At 70.8% G+C, this 18,724-nt stretch carries 16 protein-coding genes and 1 pseudogene; 7 read left to right on the forward strand and 10 right to left on the reverse strand.

All coding sequences use genetic code 11. The features are described 5' to 3' along the window. Positions 1-109 precede the first annotated feature (109 nt). From IE140_RS27545 to IE140_RS27555, 3 genes are all read right to left on the reverse strand, one after another. The gene (locus tag IE140_RS27545) at positions 110-1,408 is read right to left on the reverse strand and encodes a citrate synthase (protein WP_006124608.1); all 1,299 of its coding nucleotides are present in this window, start codon (positions 1,406-1,408) and stop codon (positions 110-112) included. Between the two features lie 215 nt (positions 1,409-1,623). Further along, a complete protein-coding gene (gene recD2 / locus IE140_RS27550) occupies positions 1,624-3,849 on the reverse strand; it encodes an SF1B family DNA helicase RecD2 (protein ID WP_150196818.1) in 2,226 nt (741 codons plus the stop codon). Between the two features lie 61 nt (positions 3,850-3,910). Further along, the gene (locus IE140_RS27555; RefSeq protein WP_150196817.1) at positions 3,911-4,468 is read right to left on the reverse strand and encodes a MarR family winged helix-turn-helix transcriptional regulator; all 558 of its coding nucleotides are present in this window, start codon (positions 4,466-4,468) and stop codon (positions 3,911-3,913) included. Positions 4,469-4,614: 146 nt separating this feature from the next. On the opposite strand from IE140_RS27555, the gene IE140_RS27560 reads away from it, so the two are divergent. After that, a complete protein-coding gene (locus tag IE140_RS27560) occupies positions 4,615-6,285 on the forward strand; it encodes an MFS transporter (RefSeq protein WP_093439317.1) in 1,671 nt (556 codons plus the stop codon). A 21-nt stretch (positions 6,286-6,306) separates the two neighbouring features. Here IE140_RS27560 and IE140_RS27565 read toward each other — a convergent pair. Further along, positions 6,307-6,543: pseudogene (locus IE140_RS27565) on the reverse strand (response regulator transcription factor); the annotation flags it as partial. Positions 6,544-6,651: 108 nt separating this feature from the next. On the opposite strand from IE140_RS27565, the gene IE140_RS27570 reads away from it, so the two are divergent. Then, entirely contained in the window at positions 6,652-7,236 is a 585-nt protein-coding gene (locus tag IE140_RS27570) for a hypothetical protein (RefSeq protein ID WP_150196816.1), read from the forward strand. A gap of 25 nt (positions 7,237-7,261) precedes the next feature. Here the strand turns inward: IE140_RS27570 and IE140_RS27575 are convergent, their stop codons facing one another. Then, entirely contained in the window at positions 7,262-7,831 is a 570-nt protein-coding gene (locus tag IE140_RS27575) for a CGNR zinc finger domain-containing protein (protein ID WP_109178577.1), read from the reverse strand. Positions 7,832-7,992: 161 nt separating this feature from the next. Between IE140_RS27575 and IE140_RS27580 the strand changes: the two genes are divergently transcribed. Further along, entirely contained in the window at positions 7,993-9,183 is a 1,191-nt protein-coding gene (locus IE140_RS27580; RefSeq protein ID WP_150196820.1) for an epoxide hydrolase family protein, read from the forward strand. Here the strand turns inward: IE140_RS27580 and IE140_RS27585 are convergent. From IE140_RS27585 to IE140_RS27595, 3 genes are all read right to left on the reverse strand, one after another. Further along, positions 9,176-10,639, reverse strand: coding sequence for an eCIS core domain-containing protein (locus tag IE140_RS27585; protein WP_150196815.1), 1,464 nt, complete (start codon positions 10,637-10,639; stop codon positions 9,176-9,178). The genes IE140_RS27580 and IE140_RS27585 overlap by 8 nt on opposite strands. 136 nt (positions 10,640-10,775) lie before the next feature. Beyond that, positions 10,776-11,429, reverse strand: coding sequence for a peptidoglycan recognition protein family protein (locus IE140_RS27590; protein ID WP_100564024.1), 654 nt, complete (start codon positions 11,427-11,429; stop codon positions 10,776-10,778). A gap of 93 nt (positions 11,430-11,522) precedes the next feature. Next, positions 11,523-12,401, reverse strand: coding sequence for a lysozyme (locus IE140_RS27595; protein WP_150196814.1), 879 nt, complete (start codon positions 12,399-12,401; stop codon positions 11,523-11,525). A gap of 250 nt (positions 12,402-12,651) precedes the next feature. Between IE140_RS27595 and IE140_RS27600 the strand changes: the two genes are divergently transcribed. The 3 genes from IE140_RS27600 (at position 12,652) to IE140_RS27610 (ending at position 14,534) form a co-directional block, all read left to right on the forward strand. After that, a complete protein-coding gene (locus IE140_RS27600; RefSeq protein ID WP_150196813.1) occupies positions 12,652-13,359 on the forward strand; it encodes a bleomycin resistance protein in 708 nt (235 codons plus the stop codon). Positions 13,360-13,750: 391 nt separating this feature from the next. After that, entirely contained in the window at positions 13,751-14,092 is a 342-nt protein-coding gene (locus tag IE140_RS27605; RefSeq protein WP_032765128.1) for an RNHCP domain-containing protein, read from the forward strand. Positions 14,093-14,114: 22 nt separating this feature from the next. Then, positions 14,115-14,534 (forward strand): RNHCP domain-containing protein, encoded by a 420-nt coding sequence (locus IE140_RS27610; RefSeq protein WP_093439295.1) that lies wholly within the window; start codon positions 14,115-14,117, stop codon positions 14,532-14,534. Between the two features lie 56 nt (positions 14,535-14,590). Here the strand turns inward: IE140_RS27610 and IE140_RS27615 are convergent, their stop codons facing one another. Then, complete coding sequence (locus IE140_RS27615) at positions 14,591-15,142, reverse strand: DinB family protein (RefSeq protein WP_150196812.1); 552 nt, start codon at positions 15,140-15,142, stop codon at positions 14,591-14,593. An 11-nt stretch (positions 15,143-15,153) separates the two neighbouring features. Continuing rightward, positions 15,154-17,463, reverse strand: a complete 2,310-nt coding sequence (locus IE140_RS36460; RefSeq protein WP_150196811.1) for an MMPL family transporter — start codon at positions 17,461-17,463, stop codon at positions 15,154-15,156. A 171-nt stretch (positions 17,464-17,634) separates the two neighbouring features. On the opposite strand from IE140_RS36460, the gene IE140_RS27625 reads away from it, so the two are divergent. After that, entirely contained in the window at positions 17,635-18,513 is an 879-nt protein-coding gene (locus IE140_RS27625) for an AfsR/SARP family transcriptional regulator (protein ID WP_150196810.1), read from the forward strand. Positions 18,514-18,724 lie beyond the last annotated feature (211 nt).

The raw sequence follows: 18,724 nt of genomic DNA on the forward strand, positions 1-18,724 counted from the left end.
TCGCCCCGGACACCGCGCTCTGTGCGAAGCGCGGTACGCGGGGCGAAGGCAGTCGGCCGAAGAGGCCGGGCACTACGGGGCGGACACGAGGTCCGGGGCGAGGTCCGGGTCAGCGGCCCTCGACCGGGACGAAGTCGCGCAGGACCTCGCCGGTGTAGATCTGGCGCGGGCGGCCGATGCGGGAACCCGGCTCCTTGATCATCTCGTGCCACTGGGCGATCCAGCCGGGCAGCCGGCCGAGCGCGAAGAGGACGGTGAACATCTCGGTCGGGAAGCCCATGGCCCGGTAGATCAGACCGGTGTAGAAGTCCACGTTGGGGTAGAGGTTGCGCGAGACGAAGTACTCGTCGGAGAGCGCGTGCTCCTCCAGCTTGAGCGCGATGTCGAGCAGCTCGTCGGACTTGCCGAGCGCGGACAGCACGTCGTGGGCGGCGGCCTTGATGATCTTGGCGCGCGGGTCGAAGGACTTGTACACCCGGTGGCCGAAGCCCATCAGGCGGACGCCGTCCTCCTTGTTCTTCACCTTGCGGATGAAGGAGTCGACGTCGCCGCCGTTGGCCTGGATGCCTTCCAGCATCTCCAGGACCGACTGGTTGGCACCACCGTGCAGGGGGCCCCACAGTGCCGAGATACCGGCGGAGATCGAGGCGAACATGTTCGCCTGCGAGGAGCCGACCAGGCGCACGGTGGAGGTCGAACAGTTCTGCTCGTGGTCCGCGTGCAGGATGAGCAGCTTGTCCAGCGCCGAGACGACGACCGGGTCCAGCTCGTACTCCTGGGCGGGGACCGAGAAGGTCATGCGCAGGAAGTTCTCGACGTACCCGAGGTCGTTGCGCGGGTAGACGAACGGGTGCCCGATGGACTTCTTGTACGCGTACGCCGCGATCGTCGGCAGCTTCGCCAGCAGGCGGATCGTCGACAGGTGGCGCTGCTTCTCGTCGAACGGGTTGTGGCTGTCCTGGTAGAACGTGGACAGCGCGCTGACGACCGAGGACAGCATGGCCATCGGGTGGGCGTCGCGCGGGAAGCCGTCGAAGAACCGCTTGACGTCCTCGTGCAGCAGCGTGTGCTGGGTGATCTCGTTCTTGAACGCCGCCAGCTCGTCGACCTTGGGAAGGTCACCGTTGATCAGCGTGTACGCGACCTCGAGGAACGACGAGCGCTCGGCGAGCTGCTCGATCGGGTATCCGCGGTAGCGCAGGATGCCCTGCTCGCCGTCGAGGTACGTGATGGCGGATTTATAGGCGGCGGTGTTGCCGTATCCGCTGTCCAGCGTCACCAGGCCGGTATTGGCCCGGAGCTTCCCGATGTCGAAGCCCTTGTCGCCGACGGTGCTGTCGATCACCGGGTAGGTGTACTCGTCATCGCCGTACCGCAGTACTACAGCGTTGTTGGTGTGCTCGCTCACGTCATCCCTCACCGACGTAGTGCCTCTTCTTCGAGGTGCCCTGACTGTCTTCCACCCTCCCCCATTCGGCTCAGGAGAGTGCACTCGGGGTCGTCCATTGGACCTACTGGCGGCACTGAGTGCCGCCAACTTACTCATCCTGCCCCCTTGACTGCGGTTCCGGAAGACCTCCGTGATGTTTCCCACCGATTTGATCGATCATTTTTGTGCAGGGGTCACGAGAAGTCTTCGCCGGAGCCGCCCCGGAGCCGGAAATCCAGTGCCGTACAACGCCTGCCTGCGGAAACCGTGCGGACCGCCTGGCCGATCGCCTTACGGGACCCGACGAGCACGACGAGCTTCTTGGCCCTCGTCACGGCCGTGTAGAGCAGGTTGCGCTGGAGCATCATCCAGGCGCTGGTGGTGACGGGGATGACGACGGCCGGATACTCGCTGCCCTGGGAGCGGTGGATCGTCATGGCGTACGCGTGGGCCAGCTCGTCCAGCTCGTCGAAGTCGTAGCCGATCTCCTCGTCCTCGTCGGTGCGGACGGTGAGCTTCTGCTCATCCACGTCGAGGCCGGTGACGATGCCGACGGTGCCGTTGAAGACGCCGTTCTCGCCCTTGTCGTAGTTGTTGCGGATCTGGGTGACCTTGTCGCCGACCCGGAAGACCCGGCCGCCGAACCGCTTCTCGGGGAGGTCGGGGCGGCCCGGGGTGATGGCCTGCTGGAGCAGCCCGTTCAGATGGCCCGCGCCGGCCGGGCCCCGGTGCATCGGGGCGAGGACCTGCACGTCGCGGCGGGCGTTGAGACCGAACTTGGCCGGAATGCGGCGGGCCGCGACATCGACGGCGAGCTTGCCCGCGTCCTCCGTCTCGTCCTCCACGAAGAGGAAGAAATCGCTCAGCCCCTCGGTGAGGGGTGGCTGTCCGGCGTTGATGCGGTGCGCGTTGGTGACCACGCCGGACTGCTGGGCCTGGCGGAAGATCCGGGTGAGCCGGACGGCGGGGACCGGACCGCCCTCCGCGAGCAGATCGCTCAGCACCTCCCCCGCGCCGACCGAGGGCAGCTGGTCGACATCGCCCACCAGGAGGAGGTGGGCACCGGGTGCCACCGCCTTCACGAGCTTGTTGGCGAGCAGCAGATCGAGCATCGACGCCTCGTCGACGACGACCAGATCGGCGTCCAGCGGACGGTCCCGGTCGTACGCGGCGTCCCCGCCCGGCTTCAGCTCCAGCAGCCGGTGCACGGTGGAGGCCTCGGCCCCGGTCAGCTCGGAGAGGCGTTTGGCGGCGCGCCCGGTGGGGGCGGCGAGCGCCACCTTGGCCTTCTTCGCCCGGGCCAGCTCGACGATCGACCGGACGGTGAACGACTTCCCGCAGCCGGGGCCGCCGGTCAGGACGGCCACCTTGCGGCTGAGCGCGAGACGTACGGCCTGCTCCTGCTCGGGCGCCAGCGAGGCCCCCGTACGCGTTGCCAGCCAGGCCAGGGCCTTGCCCCAGTCCACGTCCTGGAAGGCCGGCATCCGGTCTTCCTCCGTCCGCAGCAGCCGCCTGACCTGCCCGGCGAGGGACAGCTCGGCCCGGTGGAACGGGACGAGGTAGACCGCCGTGATCGGTTCGCCGCCCTCGGGGGACGGCACCTTCTCCCGTACGACGCCCTCCGGATCGGCGGCCAGCTCGGCCAGGCACTCGATGACCAGCCCGGTGTCGACCTGGAGGAGCTTGACGCCGTCCGCGATGAGCCGTTCCTCCGGGAGATAGCAGTGCCCCTGGTCGGAGGACTGGGACAGGGCGTACTGCAGCCCGGCCTTGACCCGCTCGGGGCTGTCGTGCGGGATGCCGACGGCCTGGGCGATCTTGTCCGCGGTGAGGAAGCCGATGCCCCAGACGTCGGCGGCCAGCCGGTAGGGCTGGTTCTTCACGACGGAGATCGAGGCGTCCTCGTACTTCTTGTAGATGCGGACGGCGATGGAGGTGGAGACGCCGACGCCCTGGAGGAAGACCATGACCTCCTTGATCGCCTTCTGTTCCTCCCAGGCCGCCGCGATCATCTTCGTGCGCTTGGGGCCGAGGCCGGGGACCTCGACGAGCCGCTTCGGTTCCTGCTCGATGACGTCGAGGGTGTCGACGCCGAAGTGGGTGGTGATCCGGTCGGCCATCACCGGCCCGATGCCCTTGATCAGCCCGGAGCCCAGATAGCGGCGGATGCCCTGGATGGTGGCGGGCAGCACGGTGGTGTAGTTCTCCACGGTGAACTGCTTGCCGTACTGCGAGTGCGAGCCCCAACGGCCCTCCATCCGCAGCGACTCACCGACCTGCGCGCCGAGCAGCGCACCGACCACGGTGAGGAGGTCACCGGCTCCGCGCCCGGTGTCGACGCGGGCGACCGTGTACCCGTTCTCCTCGTTGGCGTAGGTGATCCGCTCCAGGACCCCTTCGAGGACGGCCATGTTGGACATGACCCGACGCTACCCGGTGCCACTGACAGGCCGGTTCGCGGGAGGGCGGCGGCAAGCGGGCTCAGGGGGCGGGTGGCGTCGGGCCGCCGTTCTCGTACTCGTTCGCCAACAGCGCGTCCATGGTGGAGCGCAGGGTGCCGAGGAACTGCTCGAACCGCTGGATCTCCTGCGCCGGGTACGCCGCCATCGCCTCCGCCATCCGCTCGCTGTACGGGCCGAAGAACGCCATGGCGCGCGGCCGGATGTCCGGGCTGCTGCGCAGGGTCACCACCCGGCGGTCGGCGCTCTCGCGGGTACGCACGATGTGGCCCGCCTGTTCGAGCCGCTTGAGCAGGATGGCGGTGGCGCCGGAGGAGAGCGAGACGCGTTCGCTGAGCCGGGCCGGCGACAGGGGTGCGCCCTGGTCCTCCGCGTAGAGGATCTCGACGAGGGCGGCGGCGTCGGTGGAGTGCAGCCCGAGCCAGGCCGCGAAGCGGCGGGTGAACTCGGTGTAGTTCGCCCCGAAGGCGCGCAGGCCGTCCATCACGCGGTCGACCCGTACGCCCTCGGGGTCGGCAGCGCCGTGCCTGTCGGCGTGGTCGGCCGCACCGCTGCCGTCGGCTTCGCGCCCGTTCGTCATCGGCACTGCCCCTCGCTCTCTTCCGCTTCCACTTCCGGTTTCGGCTCCGGCTCCGGCTCCGGTTTGACAACCTACCCCGCCTTATTTAGCTTTGCCACAAAGCTATTTATCTTTGCGACAAAGCAATATTCGGGAGTCGAAGCACCGTGACCGAACCTGCGGAATCCCCACCCACAGCCCGCCAGTGGCTGGGCCTCGTCGCCGTGGCGGCCGGAGTGGCCCTGATCGTCGTCGACCTGACGATCGTCAACGTGATCCTCGCGCCGATCATCGAGGACCTGTCCATCGGCTCGTCGGAGGCCCAGTGGATCCAGGAGTCGTACGCGATCACGTTCGCGGCGCTCCTGCTGGTCACCGGACGCCTCAGCGACCTCCACGGCGCGCGCCGGATCTTCCTGCTGGGCCTCGTCGTGTTCGGCGCGACGAGCCTGCTGGCCGCGCTGGCTCCCAGCGGTGGCCTGCTGATCCTCGCCCGGTTCGTCCAGGGCGTCGGCGGGGCGATGATGCTGCCCACCTCGCTGGCCCTGCTGAACGCCACGTTCACCGGGCGGGCGCGCGGTCAGGCGTTCGCCGTGTGGGGCTCGACCATCGGAGCGGCGGCGGCCGTGGGACCGCTGCTGGGCGGGTGGCTCGCGGACATCTCCTGGCGCTGGGCCTTCGGCATCAACATCCCGCTGGTCGCCCTCATCGTGTGGGGGGTGCTCCGGTACCTCGACGTGTCGCCCCGCACCCGGGGCCGTATCGACGGCGTCGGCGCGGTGCTGTCGGCGGTGGGCCTGGGGCTGCTCTCGTTCGTCCTGATCGAGGGACGTACGTACGGCTGGCTGACGACGACGAAGCCGCTGGAGGTAGGGGCCTTCTCCTGGTCCGGCGGGCTCTCGCCGGTCTTCGTCGCCCTGATCATGTCCGCGCTGGCGCTGGGCGCGTTCTGGCGCAGGCAGGCCGTGCTGAGCCGGGCCGGGGACGAGCCGCTCATGGACGTGGGGCTGTTCTCCATCCGCTCGTTCCGCAACGGGAACTTCGTGACGCTGATGGTCGGTCTCGGCGAGTTCGGCATCATCGCGGTGCTGCCGCTCTGGCTGCAGTTCGCCCTCGGCTACAGCGCGTTCGAGGCCGGTCTCGCTCTCGTCGCCCTGGCTGCGGGCAGCTTCGCGGCCTCCGGGGCGAGCTTCCCGATGGCCGCGACCGTGTCCGCGCTCGCCCAGGTCAGGATCGGACTGGTGCTGGAGGCCGCCGGGCTGACCATGCTGGCGCTGATCGCCTCCACGGACAGTGCGTGGTGGCTCATCGCCGTCGCGTTGTTCGTGTACGGGATCGGTGTCGGCTTCGCCACGGCGCAGGTGACCAACATCGTCCTGGTGGACGTACCGGAACGGAGCGGCGGCCAGGCGTCCGGCATCCAGAGCGCGGCCCGCGAGCTGGGGTCGGCCCTCGGTATCGCCCTCCTGACCACGCTGTTCTTCAGCACTCTGGCCTCCGGGGTGACCGACCGGCTCACCCGGGAAGGCCTCTCGACGGACGAGGCGGAACGGATCGGCGGCGTGGTGACGGACAGCGCCGGATCGGTGATCGACGCCCTCGCCGCACAGCCGCGTACGGCATCGGCGGCGGAGGCGGCACGCGAGGCGATGGCGGTCGGTGTCCAGGTCACCGGGTACGTCTGCGCGGGTCTGCTGCTCCTGGCGCTGGCGGCGACGCTGTTCATGTCGCCGAAGGCGCGTAAGGGGGCGGGGACGAGAGCGGGGACGGTGGACGCGGGGCCGGAAGCTCGCGGGAAGGATCTCGGCGAGCGCACGGCGGCCCGGCCGCCGGAGTGACCGGGGTGACCGGGATCCGCGCTACTGCCGTGGGACCGGGCCGGCCAGCCTGTTCTCCCAGGACCAGGCGGCTGTGCCCACTCGATTGCGGACCCTCAACTTCGCCTGGACGTTGGCGATGTGGGTCTTGGCGGTGCCCGCCGTGATGACGAGTTTCTCCCTGATCTCGGCGTTGGTGAGTCCCACGGCGACCAGCCGGGCGATCTCCTTCTCCCGGGCGGTGAGAGGCGGCGGAGGCGCGGACGCCACCGGGGCGGGGGTTTTGTGCCGATCGGCGGATGGAATCGGGGGCGGCGGAGAGCGAGGCTTGAGCCGTTCGACCGACCGGGGTCAACGTCATTCCCCGCCAGAACAAGGGAGTCCACCATGTCCGGCACCGTGAGCAGTCCGGGGCGGCGGGCCGCCGCGTCCGGCGTCCCCGCCGCTGGGGCGCCCGTCCCGTCCGCGCCCCGGGTCCCCCGCTCCATCCGTCTGGCCGCGCACGCCGCCGCGCTGACCCTGGTGCCGTCCGGGCTGTGGCGGATCGCCATCGCCCTGGGCTGGGACTCCGGGTTCACCGACGAGCACCTTCACCCGGACAACTTTCCCGGCGCCATGTCCTTCTACCTCATCGGCCTCAGCCTGCTGGCCGAGGCGGTCGGCCTGCTCACCCTGGGCCTGATCCACCGATGGGGCGAGGAACTCCCGTACTGGGTACCGTTCCTGGGCGGCCGGAGGATCCCCGTCCCGGCGGCGGTGATCCCCGCCTCGACCGGCGCGGCGCTCGTCACCCTCATCACGGTCTCCGGTGCGTTCAACTGGAACGCCGCGGACAACATGGGTGCCCCCGGATCTCCCGAAGGCGTGCACTACTGGGTGATGACCGCCTGCTATCTCCCGCTGCTGGCCTGGGGCCCGCTGCTCGCGGTGGTCACGGCGGCGTACTACCGCCGCCGGCGCCGGGAGCGCTGAGGCGGGCGCGGGCCGCGGGCCGGGGTCAGCGTGGGCCTTCGCCCCTGCCCCGGCCGGCGTTGAAGCGCGCCTTCTTCTGGCGGTTGCCGCAGGTGTTCATGTCGCACCACTTGCGCGTACGGCTCTGGCTGGTGTCGAAGAAGGCGGCCCGGCAGGTCGCCGAGGCGCACAGGGCCAGCTTCCCGTCCCGTTCGCCCGAGATGACGTCGACCGCGTCGGCGGCGATCACGCCGAGGGCGTCCTCCACGGAGGCGGAGCCGAGCCGCCAGCGCCGCTCCCCCTCCGGCGTCAGGATCGCCGCGGCCCGCCCCTCGATGCTGCGGTCGCCGATGATCCGGACCGCGGCGGCGGGCAGCGTCTCCCGGAGCGCGGCGGCCGTCGCGGCCGCGTGGATCGACTCCCGCAACTGCCTTGCCAGGTCGAGCTGTTCAGGGGTACAGGAGTCCACGGTGAGGCCGTACACCGCCAGCCAGTCGATGAGCCGCCGAGGCACGGGGATGCGCTCCACGGAGTCGCCGAAGCGCTCCGACAGGGTCCCCGTGAAGCTCGTCGCGAGCACGTTGCCGAGGCGGAAATCGGGAAAGCCAGCACGCATGGAACCACCTTAGCCGGTTGCGGGAGGTCCCGAGGGGCTGTTAGAACCGTCTTAGACGGTTCGCAATGAACCGTCGTCGGTGCCCACGATCGCCCGGAGGCCCCATGCCCCGCCCGATCAGCGACGTACCCGCGACCAACGACGTACGCGCGAAGAACGACATGCGCGTCATGCGCGCACACATCGACGCACGCATCCACGCCTGTGAGACCCACGCGACCGACGCCGATCTCGACGATCTGCGGGCGCGACTGGCGGCGGCGCGGCTGCCGGAGGCGGAGACCGTCCGGGGCGCGCCGCCCGGCCCTCGCCGATGGGACCAGGGTGTTCCGCTGGCCGACCTCGCCGATGTCGTGGAGTACTGGCGCACCGGATACGACTGGCGGGCGTTCGAGGAGCGGCTGAACCGCATGGGCCAGTTCCGTACGACTGTCGACGGGCTGGGCATCCACTTCCTGCACCGCCGGTCCGCGCGCCCGGACGCCGTTCCGCTGCTCCTGACGCACGGCTGGCCGGGCAGTGTCGTCGAATTCCTGCACGTCATGGATGAGTTGGCGGATCCGCGGGACGCGGCGGCACCGGCGTTCCATGTGGTGGCCCCCTCGCTGCCGGGCTTCGGGTTCAGCGAGAAGCCGGCCACGACCGGGTGGGGTACCGAGAGGGTCGCGGCGGCGTGGGTGGAGCTGATGGGGCGGCTCGGGTACGGCCGGTTCCTGGCCCACGGCGGCGACTGGGGCGGCAACATCACCACGGTTCTGGGCGGCAGGTTCCCGGACCGCGTGCTCGGCGTCCACTCCACGTTCGCGGAGGCCCCGCCCGGTCTGACGACGGACGGGCTGACGGAGGCCGAGCGCGGGTGGACCGAGGAGACCCATCATTTCTGGCGCCACCGCGCGGCGTACGCGAAGCAGCAGGCGACCCGCCCGCAGACGATCGGCTACGCGCTCGTCGACTCACCGGTCGGGCTGCTCGCCTGGATCCTCGACAAGTTCGCCGAGTGGTCGGACACCGGGGACAGCCCGTTCGAGACGATCTCCCGGGACCGCGTCCTCGACAACGTCACCCTGTACTGGCTGACGCGGACGGGGGCCTCGGCGGCCCGCATCTACTACGAGAGCCACAATTCGCTGGACCCCGCGCTCCGGGTCGACGTCCCGTCCGCGATCACCATGTATCCCCGGGACATCGACAAGACTCCACGCCCCTGGGCCGAGCAGCGGTACCGGAACATCGTCCGGTGGCGGTCGCCCGAGGCCGGGGGGCACTTCCCGTCGCTGGAGATGCCCGAGTTCTTCGTCGCCGATCTGCGGGAGGGACTGGCGGCGGTGCTGGCGGCCCGCGGGGTCACATGAGTCCGCGCTCCCCGGTCTCCTCATCGAGGCCGCCGACGTTGATCGGCTGGAGGATGACGGTGATCGCGCCGGCCGTGAAGTGCTGTACAGGACCACCGGTGTTGCGCCCGTGGAAGCTGTTCGGGATCGCCTGCCCGTTGGTCGGATCCGTACCGGCCGTGTACATGTCGACGATGCCCTCGTGCCCCTGACGTGCCTGGGCGTCGTCGCTGCCCGCGGCCTGTTCCACCGTGATGCGGTCGTCGCCGTCCACCGCGACCACGGCCGCCACGTGGTAGGGCCAGCCGCTGCTGTTGTCGGGCCGCTTGTACCTCCCCCGCCACGCCGTCTCCACGATGGCGTACGCCTGGCCGGCCGCCGGCCGTTCGTCGCCGTCCGTACGGTCGCCCCGGGCGGCCGCGTAGGCCCGGGCACCCGCCACGTTCTCCCGGTGGCCCAGGCCGAACTGGGCACCGCCCTCGGCGAACTCACTGGCGTCCTGCCCCAGGGCCAGCCGCTGCCGGTGCATGATCTCCTCGGCCGTGTGCGCGCAGTCCGCGAGGAAGGAGGTCTCCGGCTCGTACTCCGCGTACGTACGGCCCCCGATGTCACCGCGCTCCCCGGTCGGGATGCAGTACCGGGGCGCCGGGGCACCCTCCGCGACCCAGATGACGGTGGTGTCCGCGCCCGGCGTGAGCGGCATGAGGTAGAGGCCGTTCTCCGAGCGCCGTACGTTCCCCAGTTCGGCGGTGTCGACCTCGGAGAAGCGCTGGACGGCCGTGCCGTCGGTACCGCGTGCCGCGTCCCGGGCGGTGGCATCCGCTTCCCGCTGTACGGGGGTGTCGCGCGCGTCCTGATCGCTCCGGTCGCCCTCGGTACTCTGCTCGGGCGTCCGCCTCATCACCCGGACCGCGTTGGCCTCGGCCTCGCGCTCGAAACGGTCGCCCGGGTCGGAGACGCTCAGCCCGGACCCGTTGTCCGTACCGGCGACCGGGCCTTGGCGCTGCTGGATGACGTGCGTCAGCTCATGGGCGAGCGTGTGCTTGTCGCCGCCGCCGTCGCCGATGACGACGTGGTTGCCGGAGGTGTAGGCGCGGGCGCCCACTTCGGCGGCGGAGGCGCGGGCGGCGGAGTCGGTGTGCAGGCGGACGTCGGAGAAGTCGGAGCCGAGCCGGGATTCCATCTCCTCGCGCAGCGGTGCGTCCAGCGGCCTGCCCGGCGCGCGCAGCACATCGTGCACGGCGGAGCGCTGCACCGGCTCCGCGCCGGGCTGTTGGTGACCGCAGTCCGGGCCGTGCCGGTGCCGGTCGCGCTGGAGCATCCGGAGGACGGCGGCGTTGCCGGTGGTGCGCTGGAGAGCGAGAAGCGTGTCGGGCACCCGGCCGGCCGGGGCCGCCGCCTCCCCCGGCCGCTCGGCGGCGCCCCTGGCGGGGCGGTGCGGCTCCTGCTCGTTCTCTTTCGGCTCGTGCGCGCGCATGGACTTCCGCTCGTGGGGCTGACGACAGGGCTGTGTACCTCCTGCCTAACCGGTGCGGCGGTTCCGGGTAAGGGCTGTACGGGACACGGTGCGGTGGCCCGTGGGGGCAACGCGTCCGCCCGGCGGGCCCCGCCCCTCACCCCATGCTCGCCGCGACCTCGCTCCGGAGCTGCGGCAGCTTGTCGTGCAGGACGCCCGGGCAGAGGGTGTCGCCGAAGTCCTTGTGCCCGTAGAGGCGGCTGGGCGCGATGCCGTACTGCCCGCAGACGTACGCGCAGAGCGCCACCAGGACCTCCCACTGGGCGCCGGGCGGCTGCGCTCCGTCGTGGTACGCGCCCTCGTTGGCGATGCCGATGCCCTGGTCGTTCTGGCCGGACGTGTGGGCGCCGAGGACGAAGTCGGTGCCGCCGCGCAGGGTGCTGAGGCTGCGGTGGCGGCCCTCGGTGATCCAGCCGCCCCGGCTGACGAGGAAGTGGTAGCCGGTGTCGGTCCACCCGTTCTTGTCCATGTGGAGGTCCTGGACCCAGTGGGCGTGGCGGTGGGCCTGGGCGCGGGAGACGTCGGAGGTGTTGGCGCTGACCGTGTGGTGCACGATGATCTTCGTCGGCCGTTTTCCGACCAGGCTCACGGGGGTCTGCGGCGGGCGGGCCTGCCACTGCGCCGTACCGTCGATGTCCGGTTCGACGACGTCGGCGTCGAGGGCGTGGGCCGTGCCCGGTAAGGCGGCTGCGGCCAGGCCGCCGGCACCGGCGAGGAGGATGTGGCGGCGGGACGGCTGCGGAAGGTTCACAGCGGGCTCCTGGTGTGAGGGGTGGGCACACGGTGGGGGTGCGGCCGGGTGAGCCGCCGACGGGCTCACCCGGCCGCCGCGAGGGCGGAAAGGCTACGCCGTGTTGTTGGCGAGGGCCTGGAGCCGCGCGAAGCTGCCGTTGAACTTGTTGCGGTCCACGTCGCCGGAGACTCCGCCGACCCGGCCGGTGGCCGTGTACTGCCAGATCGTCCAGGTGGGGAAGCCGGCGGGGATGGTCGGGCTGGCGGTGCCCCAGTGGGCCACCCAGAGCGGGGACTTGGCGGACATGCCGGTCCAGCGGCCGGTGCAGGTGTTCCACCAGCTGGCCGTCGTGTAGATGACGACGTCCCGGGTGGTGCGGGCCTTGTACGTGTTGTAGAAGTCGTTGATCCACGTCCGCATCTGGGTCGTGGAGAGGCCGTAGCACATGGCGCCGTACGGGTTGTGCTCGATGTCCAGCACCCCGGGGAGGGTCTTGCCGTCCCTGGACCACCCTCCGCCGTTGGTCGCGAAGTAGTTGGCCTGCGTCGCCCCGTTGGAGACGTTCGGGCGTGCGAAGTGGTACGCGCCCCGGATCAGGCCGGCGTTGTAGGAGCCGGTGTAGTTGGCGTTGAACCTGCTGTCCTTGAAGGACGTGCCCTCGGTGGCCTTCATGTAGGCGAAGTCGATGCCCGCGGCCTTCACCGAGCCCCAGTTGATCGCCCCCTGCCAGTGGGAGACGTCGATGCCCTGGACACCGCTGGTGTCCATCGGCGTCACGCCGCCCGCCGAGGACGCGGGGCCCTGCTCGATGCGGGTGCCCGCCCCCATCCACGCCTGGCCGGACCGGACCGGCTCGTCGGGTGCGGGCGCCGCGGCGGCTGCCGTGCCCGTTCCGGTCAGGATCAGCGCCACGGCACTGCCGAGAGCGCCGGCCAGCACAGCGCCTCGGGGTCTCTTGAGTCGGCGGGACGGAGAACGGTACGCGAGCATGGCCACCTCCGGGCACGTTGACGAGGACGGGATGCGCACGGCACGGCATCCGAGCGGCATCCGATAATCGGATGCCATGCACATGTCACGAGTAACGCACGGGCACGGAAAGGCGTAAAGGGGTCTTTGGGTCTAGACCTGTGCCGCCGTTCCTCACCTGCGAGAACGTGCCGGAACGGCGAAAATTTTCATTTCTGAAGGCCGCCGACGCCGTTGACCAAGGTATTCAAATTTGACTAGATTGGATCGCATGACCGAGACGACGATCCCGATGCTTCCCTGCCGGACCTCCCTGATCGACTCCGTGGTCGCCTTCTACACCGCCCTCGGCTTCGACACGACGTACCTGCAGAAGAGCCCGTACGCGTACGCCGTCGTCGAACGCGGCGCGGTCGAACTCCAGCTGTACGGAATGAAGGAGTACGACCCCGCCTCGTCCCACTCCGGGTGCTACGTCCTCACCGAGGACGTGGACGGTCTGCACACGGCGTTCCGCGCGGGGCTCAAGACGGCCTACGGGCGCGTCCCGACCCGGGGGCTGCCGCGCATCGGCCCGCTGAAGGACATGTCGTACGGGGTGCGGCAGTTCCTGGTGACCGACCCGACCGGCAACACCATCCGGATCGGGCAGCCGATCAGCGAGGACCCGAACCACCGGCCCGCCCCGAAGGAGACGTTCGCCCGCGCGCTGCACATGGCGGACCTCTTCGCGGACTCCAAGCAGGACCTGCCGGGCGCCGCGAGGATCATCGACCGGGTGCTGGGGCTGACGGACGAGGAGCCGACTCCGGTGCAGAGGCTGCGGCTGCTCGTCCTGCGCGGGGACATCGCCCAGCGGATGGGCGAGGCGGAGCGGGCGGCGGAGCTGCTGGCGGAGGCGGAGGGAATCCGACTCGACTCGGATCAGCGGGTTCTGGCCGGGGACACGCTGGCCAGGCTGGCGGAGCTGCGGGACTGACCCCGGCGGACGGCCGGTCCCCCGGGTCGTAATTCGGTGGCCGGTCTCCCGGCCCCCTTGTTACGGTGCTCGCTCCCCGACCGCGGGTTCCGACCGCGGGTGACCTCTGGGCGTGAGCCCTGGAAAGCAGTTGATGTATGCCCCGGACAGTGACTCCGAGCCTCCCTCGTCGCACCTGTGACGCCGGGGTGACCGGGCCTGACCGTCCGCGGCCGCCGTACGCGACCGACTGCTGACACCTCACGGACCGCTGCCGTCGCGCAGCCGTCCGGCCCCGCTCCCCGTACGCCCCTGACGCGAGGGGTGCTCGGTACTTCCCTGCTGCTTCGTTCCTCATCCTTCGGCAAGGAGTATCCGGGTGTCTCACGACAACCCCCAGCACCGCTCAGCCATGTCCTCCCTGGACACCTTCACCTGCGTCCGCTGCGGACTGACCGTCGCCGCGTACGCGCCCGACGGCAGCCGGCGCAACCACTGCCCCAGCTGTCTGCACTCGCAGCACCTCGTCGACCACGTCGAGGGCGGCCGCTCCGACTGCGAGGGCCGGATGACCCCGATCTCCATCGCGGTGCTGCGCACCGGCGACTGGATGGTCGTCCACCGCTGCACCCGGTGCGACGAGCTGACCTCGAACCCGGTCTGCGGGGACGACAACCAGCTGATCCTGATGCGGATGGCCGTACGTCCACTGGCCCAGCCGCCCTTCCCGCTCGAAGCCTTCGGTGACCTGTGAACCGGGCGAACGGGAGGCTCCGATGACGCGGCGCAAGCCCCGTCGGGGATCGGGACGGCGTCCGCAGCGGGCCAAGGACGTGCTGCACGGACCGGCCGGGGCGCGCGGTGACGCGTTCCGGTGCGTCGGCTGCCGGCTCGACGTCCCGCTGGCGGCACCGGGCACCGCCCACCGCAATCACTGCCCGTCCTGCCTGGTCAGCCTGCACGTGGACGGGCGGGTCCCGGGTGACCGGGCGGCGGGATGCCGCGGGCGGATGGTGCCCCTGAGCCTGTCGGTTCGGCAGGACGGGGAATGGATGCTCATCCACCACTGCCTCGCGTGCGGACGGCTCAGCGCAAACCGCATCGCGGGCGACGACAACGCGCTGGCGCTCGTCCGACTGGCGCTGCGACCGCTCGCGGACGCGGCGGTCCCGGTGCGGGCGATGCTCGCGCTGTGAGGCCGAGGGCCGCCCGGCACCCGCCGGGCGGCCCTCGGCCGCCCCTGACCCTCGCGTCACCCCGGGTCCTCGCCCGTCAGGCCGTCGACCGACTCGCGGATGAGGTCGGCGTGGCCGACGTGGCGGGCGTACTCCTCGACCAGGTCCAGGAGGATGCGGCGGAGGTTGGGGCGTTCGCCGCCGCGGGTGACGTAGGCACCGAGCTGGTCCAGGCCGCCCCCGGTGCTGAGCGCCTCCTCGACCACGTCCCGGGAGCGGGCCGCCGACTCCCGCCACAGCGTGCGCAGTTGCTCGGGGGTGTCCTCGGCGGCGGTGCGGTAGGCCCAGTCCGGGTCGTTGTCCCAGTCGACCGTGTTCCAGGGCGCGCCGACCGGGACACCGAGCCAGAGGCGGGCGAAATGGCTGTCCTCGACATGCGCCAGGTGCTTGAGCAGACCGCCCAGGGTGACGGAGGACGTGCCGAGCGTGGCCCGCAGTCCCGCCGCGTCCAGGCCGGAGGTCTTCCAGGCCAGCGTGGCCCGCTGGCGTTCCAGCGCGCCGAGGACGGCCGCCACCTCCGTGCCGGCGAGGGGAGGTTCGGGCCATTCTTCCGCTGCGCTCTCCGTCATGGCGGCAGATCCTAACGAACGGTGGCCCCGGCGGCTTCGGCCGTCTCCGCGGCCGCCGGCTCCGTCTCGGAGAGCCCCCACCTGCGGTGGACCGCGCGCAGGGGCTTCGGGGCCCACCAGTTGGCCCGGCCCGCCAGACGCATCAGGACCGGGACGAGGACCGCGCGGATCAGGGTGGCGTCGATCAGGATCACCGCGACCATGCCGAGGCCCAGCATCTTCAGGAAGACGACGCCCGAGGACGCGTACGTCGCGAAGGAGGCGGCCATGATGACCGCCGCCGAGGTGATGAGCGGGCCGCTGCGCTCCAGGCCCGTCGCCACCGCACCCAGGGTGTCGCCCGTGCGGTCGTACTCCTCCTTGATCCGCGACAGCATCAGGACCTCGTAGTCCATCGAGAGGCCGAAGGCCACGCAGAACATCAGGATCGGGATGCTCGGTTCGATCGTGCCGGTCGGGGTGAAACCGAGCAGCCCGGACAGATTCCCTTCCTGGAAGATCCAGACCAGGGCTCCGAACATCACACCGAGGCTCAGGGCGTTGAGCAGGGTGGCCTTCGCGGGGAGCAGCAGGCTGCCGGTCATCAGGAACAGCACGAGGAACGTGACCGCCAGGACGAGGCCGAGGACGAGCGGCAGACGGTCGACCAACTGTGCGCGGAAGTCGGCCAGTTCCGCCGGATAGCCGCCGATCCTGACCTGGTCGGGCCTCTCCCCCTCCCCCGCCGCCGTCTTCCGGATGTCGGACAGCAGGCGGTCGACGTCGTGGTTCAGGCCTTCGTGCGTGGCGACCACGGAGTACCAGGTGTCCTTCTCGTGGCCGAACCGCTCGGCCGCGGCACCCGGTTCGGCGATCCTGCCGCCGTCGGCGTACGAACCGGTGAGCGCGTCGACCTGGTGGACCTCCGGGATACGGGACAGAGCGAGCGCCGTGGCCTCGATCTCCGCGCTGTTCGCCGCCGTGCCTGCCTGGCCCCGCCGCAGCACCTGGACCGCGTCCATCTCCTCCGCCGCGAAGTTGTCACGGATCTCCTGCTGCACGACGCGACTGGACACCCCCTCGGGCAGCACCCGTTCGTCGGGGGTTCCGAAGGTGAGGCCGAGCACCGGGGCCGCCAGGGCCAGCAGGACCGCCAGGGCCGGCACGCCGTAGCGGAGCGGGTGCCGCATCATGCGCAGTGCTGTGCGGTGCCACCAGCCCTCCGATGTACGGGAGTTGCCCGCCGGCCCCTTACGGGCGACCCGGTGACCCAGCCGCTCCAGCGCCGCCGGAAGGATCACCAGGGCCGCGAAGACCGCGGTCAGTACGGTGCCGACGCCCGCGTACGCGAAGGAGCGGAGGAAGGGGAAGGGGAACAGCAGGAGACAGGAGAGCGACACCAGGACCGTGAGACCGCTGAAGGTGACCGTGCGGCCCGCGCTGCCCACCGTGTACGCGACCGCCTCGGGCACCGGCCGGCCGAGACGCAACTCCTCCCGGAAGCGGTTGATGACGAACAGGCTGTAGTCCACGCCGAGCCCGATGCCCATCACCAGCGCCAGATTGGCGGCGAACGTCGACACCTCGGTGACATAGGTGACCAGGTGCATCAGCGCCAGGGTGGTGATCACCGAGAAGAGGCCCATGCCGAGGGTCAGGGCCGCGGCGGCGAACCGGCGGTAGATGGCGAAGAGCAGCAGCAGGACCAGCGGGAACACGATCATCTCGGCCCGCAGGAAGTCCTGCCGGGACTGTTCGGCGACCTGGCGGAAGATCTCGTCGCCCCCGCCCACGCGGACCGTGAACAGCTCCTCGTCACGGGTGAACTCGGGTGAGATCGTGGCGAGTTCCGTACGGGCCTCGGTGACCGTACCGCCCATTCCGGCGATGATCAGCGCCTGCTTGCCGTCCCGCCCGCGCAGGGTGGGCGAGCCGTCGCGCGACCAGTACGAGGCCACGTCGGCGACACCGTCGCGGAGCGCCAGCTCCTCCTCCAGCTCGCGGGCCGCCGCGGCCACCGGTGCGTCGTCGACCGTGCCCTGCCGGGCCGTGACCATGAGCAGCACACTGGGCGTGCCCTCGCCGAACTCCTTCTCCAGGACCGCCCGGGTCTTCACCGATTCCGAACTCGGGCTCTCGAAGCGGCTCAGGACGAGCCGGTCCATCGCCCCTGCGGCGAGCACCAGTCCGGCCACGGTCAGCAGGACGCCGGCCCAGATCATCAGACGGGGGCGGGCGGCGGTGAAGTGTCCCCAGCGGCGGAGCGCGGGGGGTCTGTCGTCGGTCGCGATTCCGCCCTCGCCGTGTTCCTGGTCCTGCCGGCTGCGGCCGTTGCGCTGCATACGTTCTTCTCCGGGGGGAAGCGGCGCTCGTCCGCCGGGCACGGCGAGCTGCGTCCCGGCCACCCTCACGTACGCCGCTGGACGGAACGCTGGACGATGCGCTGGAGGGAGCAACGAAAGGCCCTAGCCTGAAAGCGGGAACGAAGCGTTCACGGCCGTTCAGGGGGAGACATGTCAGGTGTGCTGCTGCGCGGCCGGGACGAGCCCGCCCCGAGACCCGGGCGGGCGGCGCCGGACGACGTCGATCCGTCGCGCCTGACCGTCCGGCTCTTCGGGCCCCTCCTCGTCAGCCGGGGAGCCACTCCCCTGGAGCTGGGACCGCCCAAACAGCGGGCTCTCCTCGCGGTGCTGCTCCTGCGCCCGGGCATGGAGACGGGTGTCGACCAGCTGACCGAGGCCCTGTGGGGCCAGGAGTACCCGGCGTACGCCAAGAACCTCATCCAGAAGTCCGTCTCGGGGCTCCGGGCCCTGCTGCAACCGGACACCGCCGACGGGCCGGGCGCTGAGATCTCCTGGTCCGGGGGCGGTTACCGGCTCGACACCGGCGACGCGGACGTCGACCTCTACGCCTACGAACGGCTCGCGGTCGCCGGTCTCGCGGCGGCCCGCGATGGCGACCTGGAGCGCGCCGCCGACCTGCTCGAACAGGCCCGCACCATGTCGACCGGGCCGCTGGTGGAGGGGCTCGACGGGCCGATGATGGAGCGAGAGCGGCTCTTTCGCCAGGAGCGGTTCCTGACGGACATGGAGGTCCTGGCCGAGGTGGAGATGGAGCTGGGGCGGCACCGCTACGGGGTTCCGCTGCTGCACTACGCCGCTCACAAATACCCGATGCGCGAGCGTTTCGTCTGGCTGCTGATGCTCGCGCTCCACCGCTCGGACCGGGGCAACGAGGCGCTCGTCGTCTACGCCGGGCACCGCGCCCGCATCGCCGCGGAGCTGGGTTCCGAGCCGGGGCCCGCCCTGCGCGCCCTGCACGCGCGGCTCCTCGCCCAGGATCCCGACCTGATGACCCTGTCCACCCTGCGGGAGGACGACGGGAGAGCGTAAGGGGGGCGACGGGAGAGCGTAAGAGGGACGGAAAGCTCAAGAGGGGCGGGAAAGCGGAATGGGGCCCGGCCTCGCGGCCGGACCCCCCTCGCTTTCCCCTCCCATCGGGCCTTCCCGTTCCCCCCGGACCCCTCCCCGGAAGTCCCGACGCCATGTGTGACCCGGGAGGGTACCCAAAGGTTGCAGCCCTTTACGATCTCTTTACTTTCGG

This window comes from Streptomyces parvus (assembly GCF_014648875.1).
In the GTDB taxonomy this organism is placed as follows: Bacteria; Actinomycetota; Actinomycetes; order Streptomycetales; family Streptomycetaceae; genus Streptomyces; species Streptomyces parvus.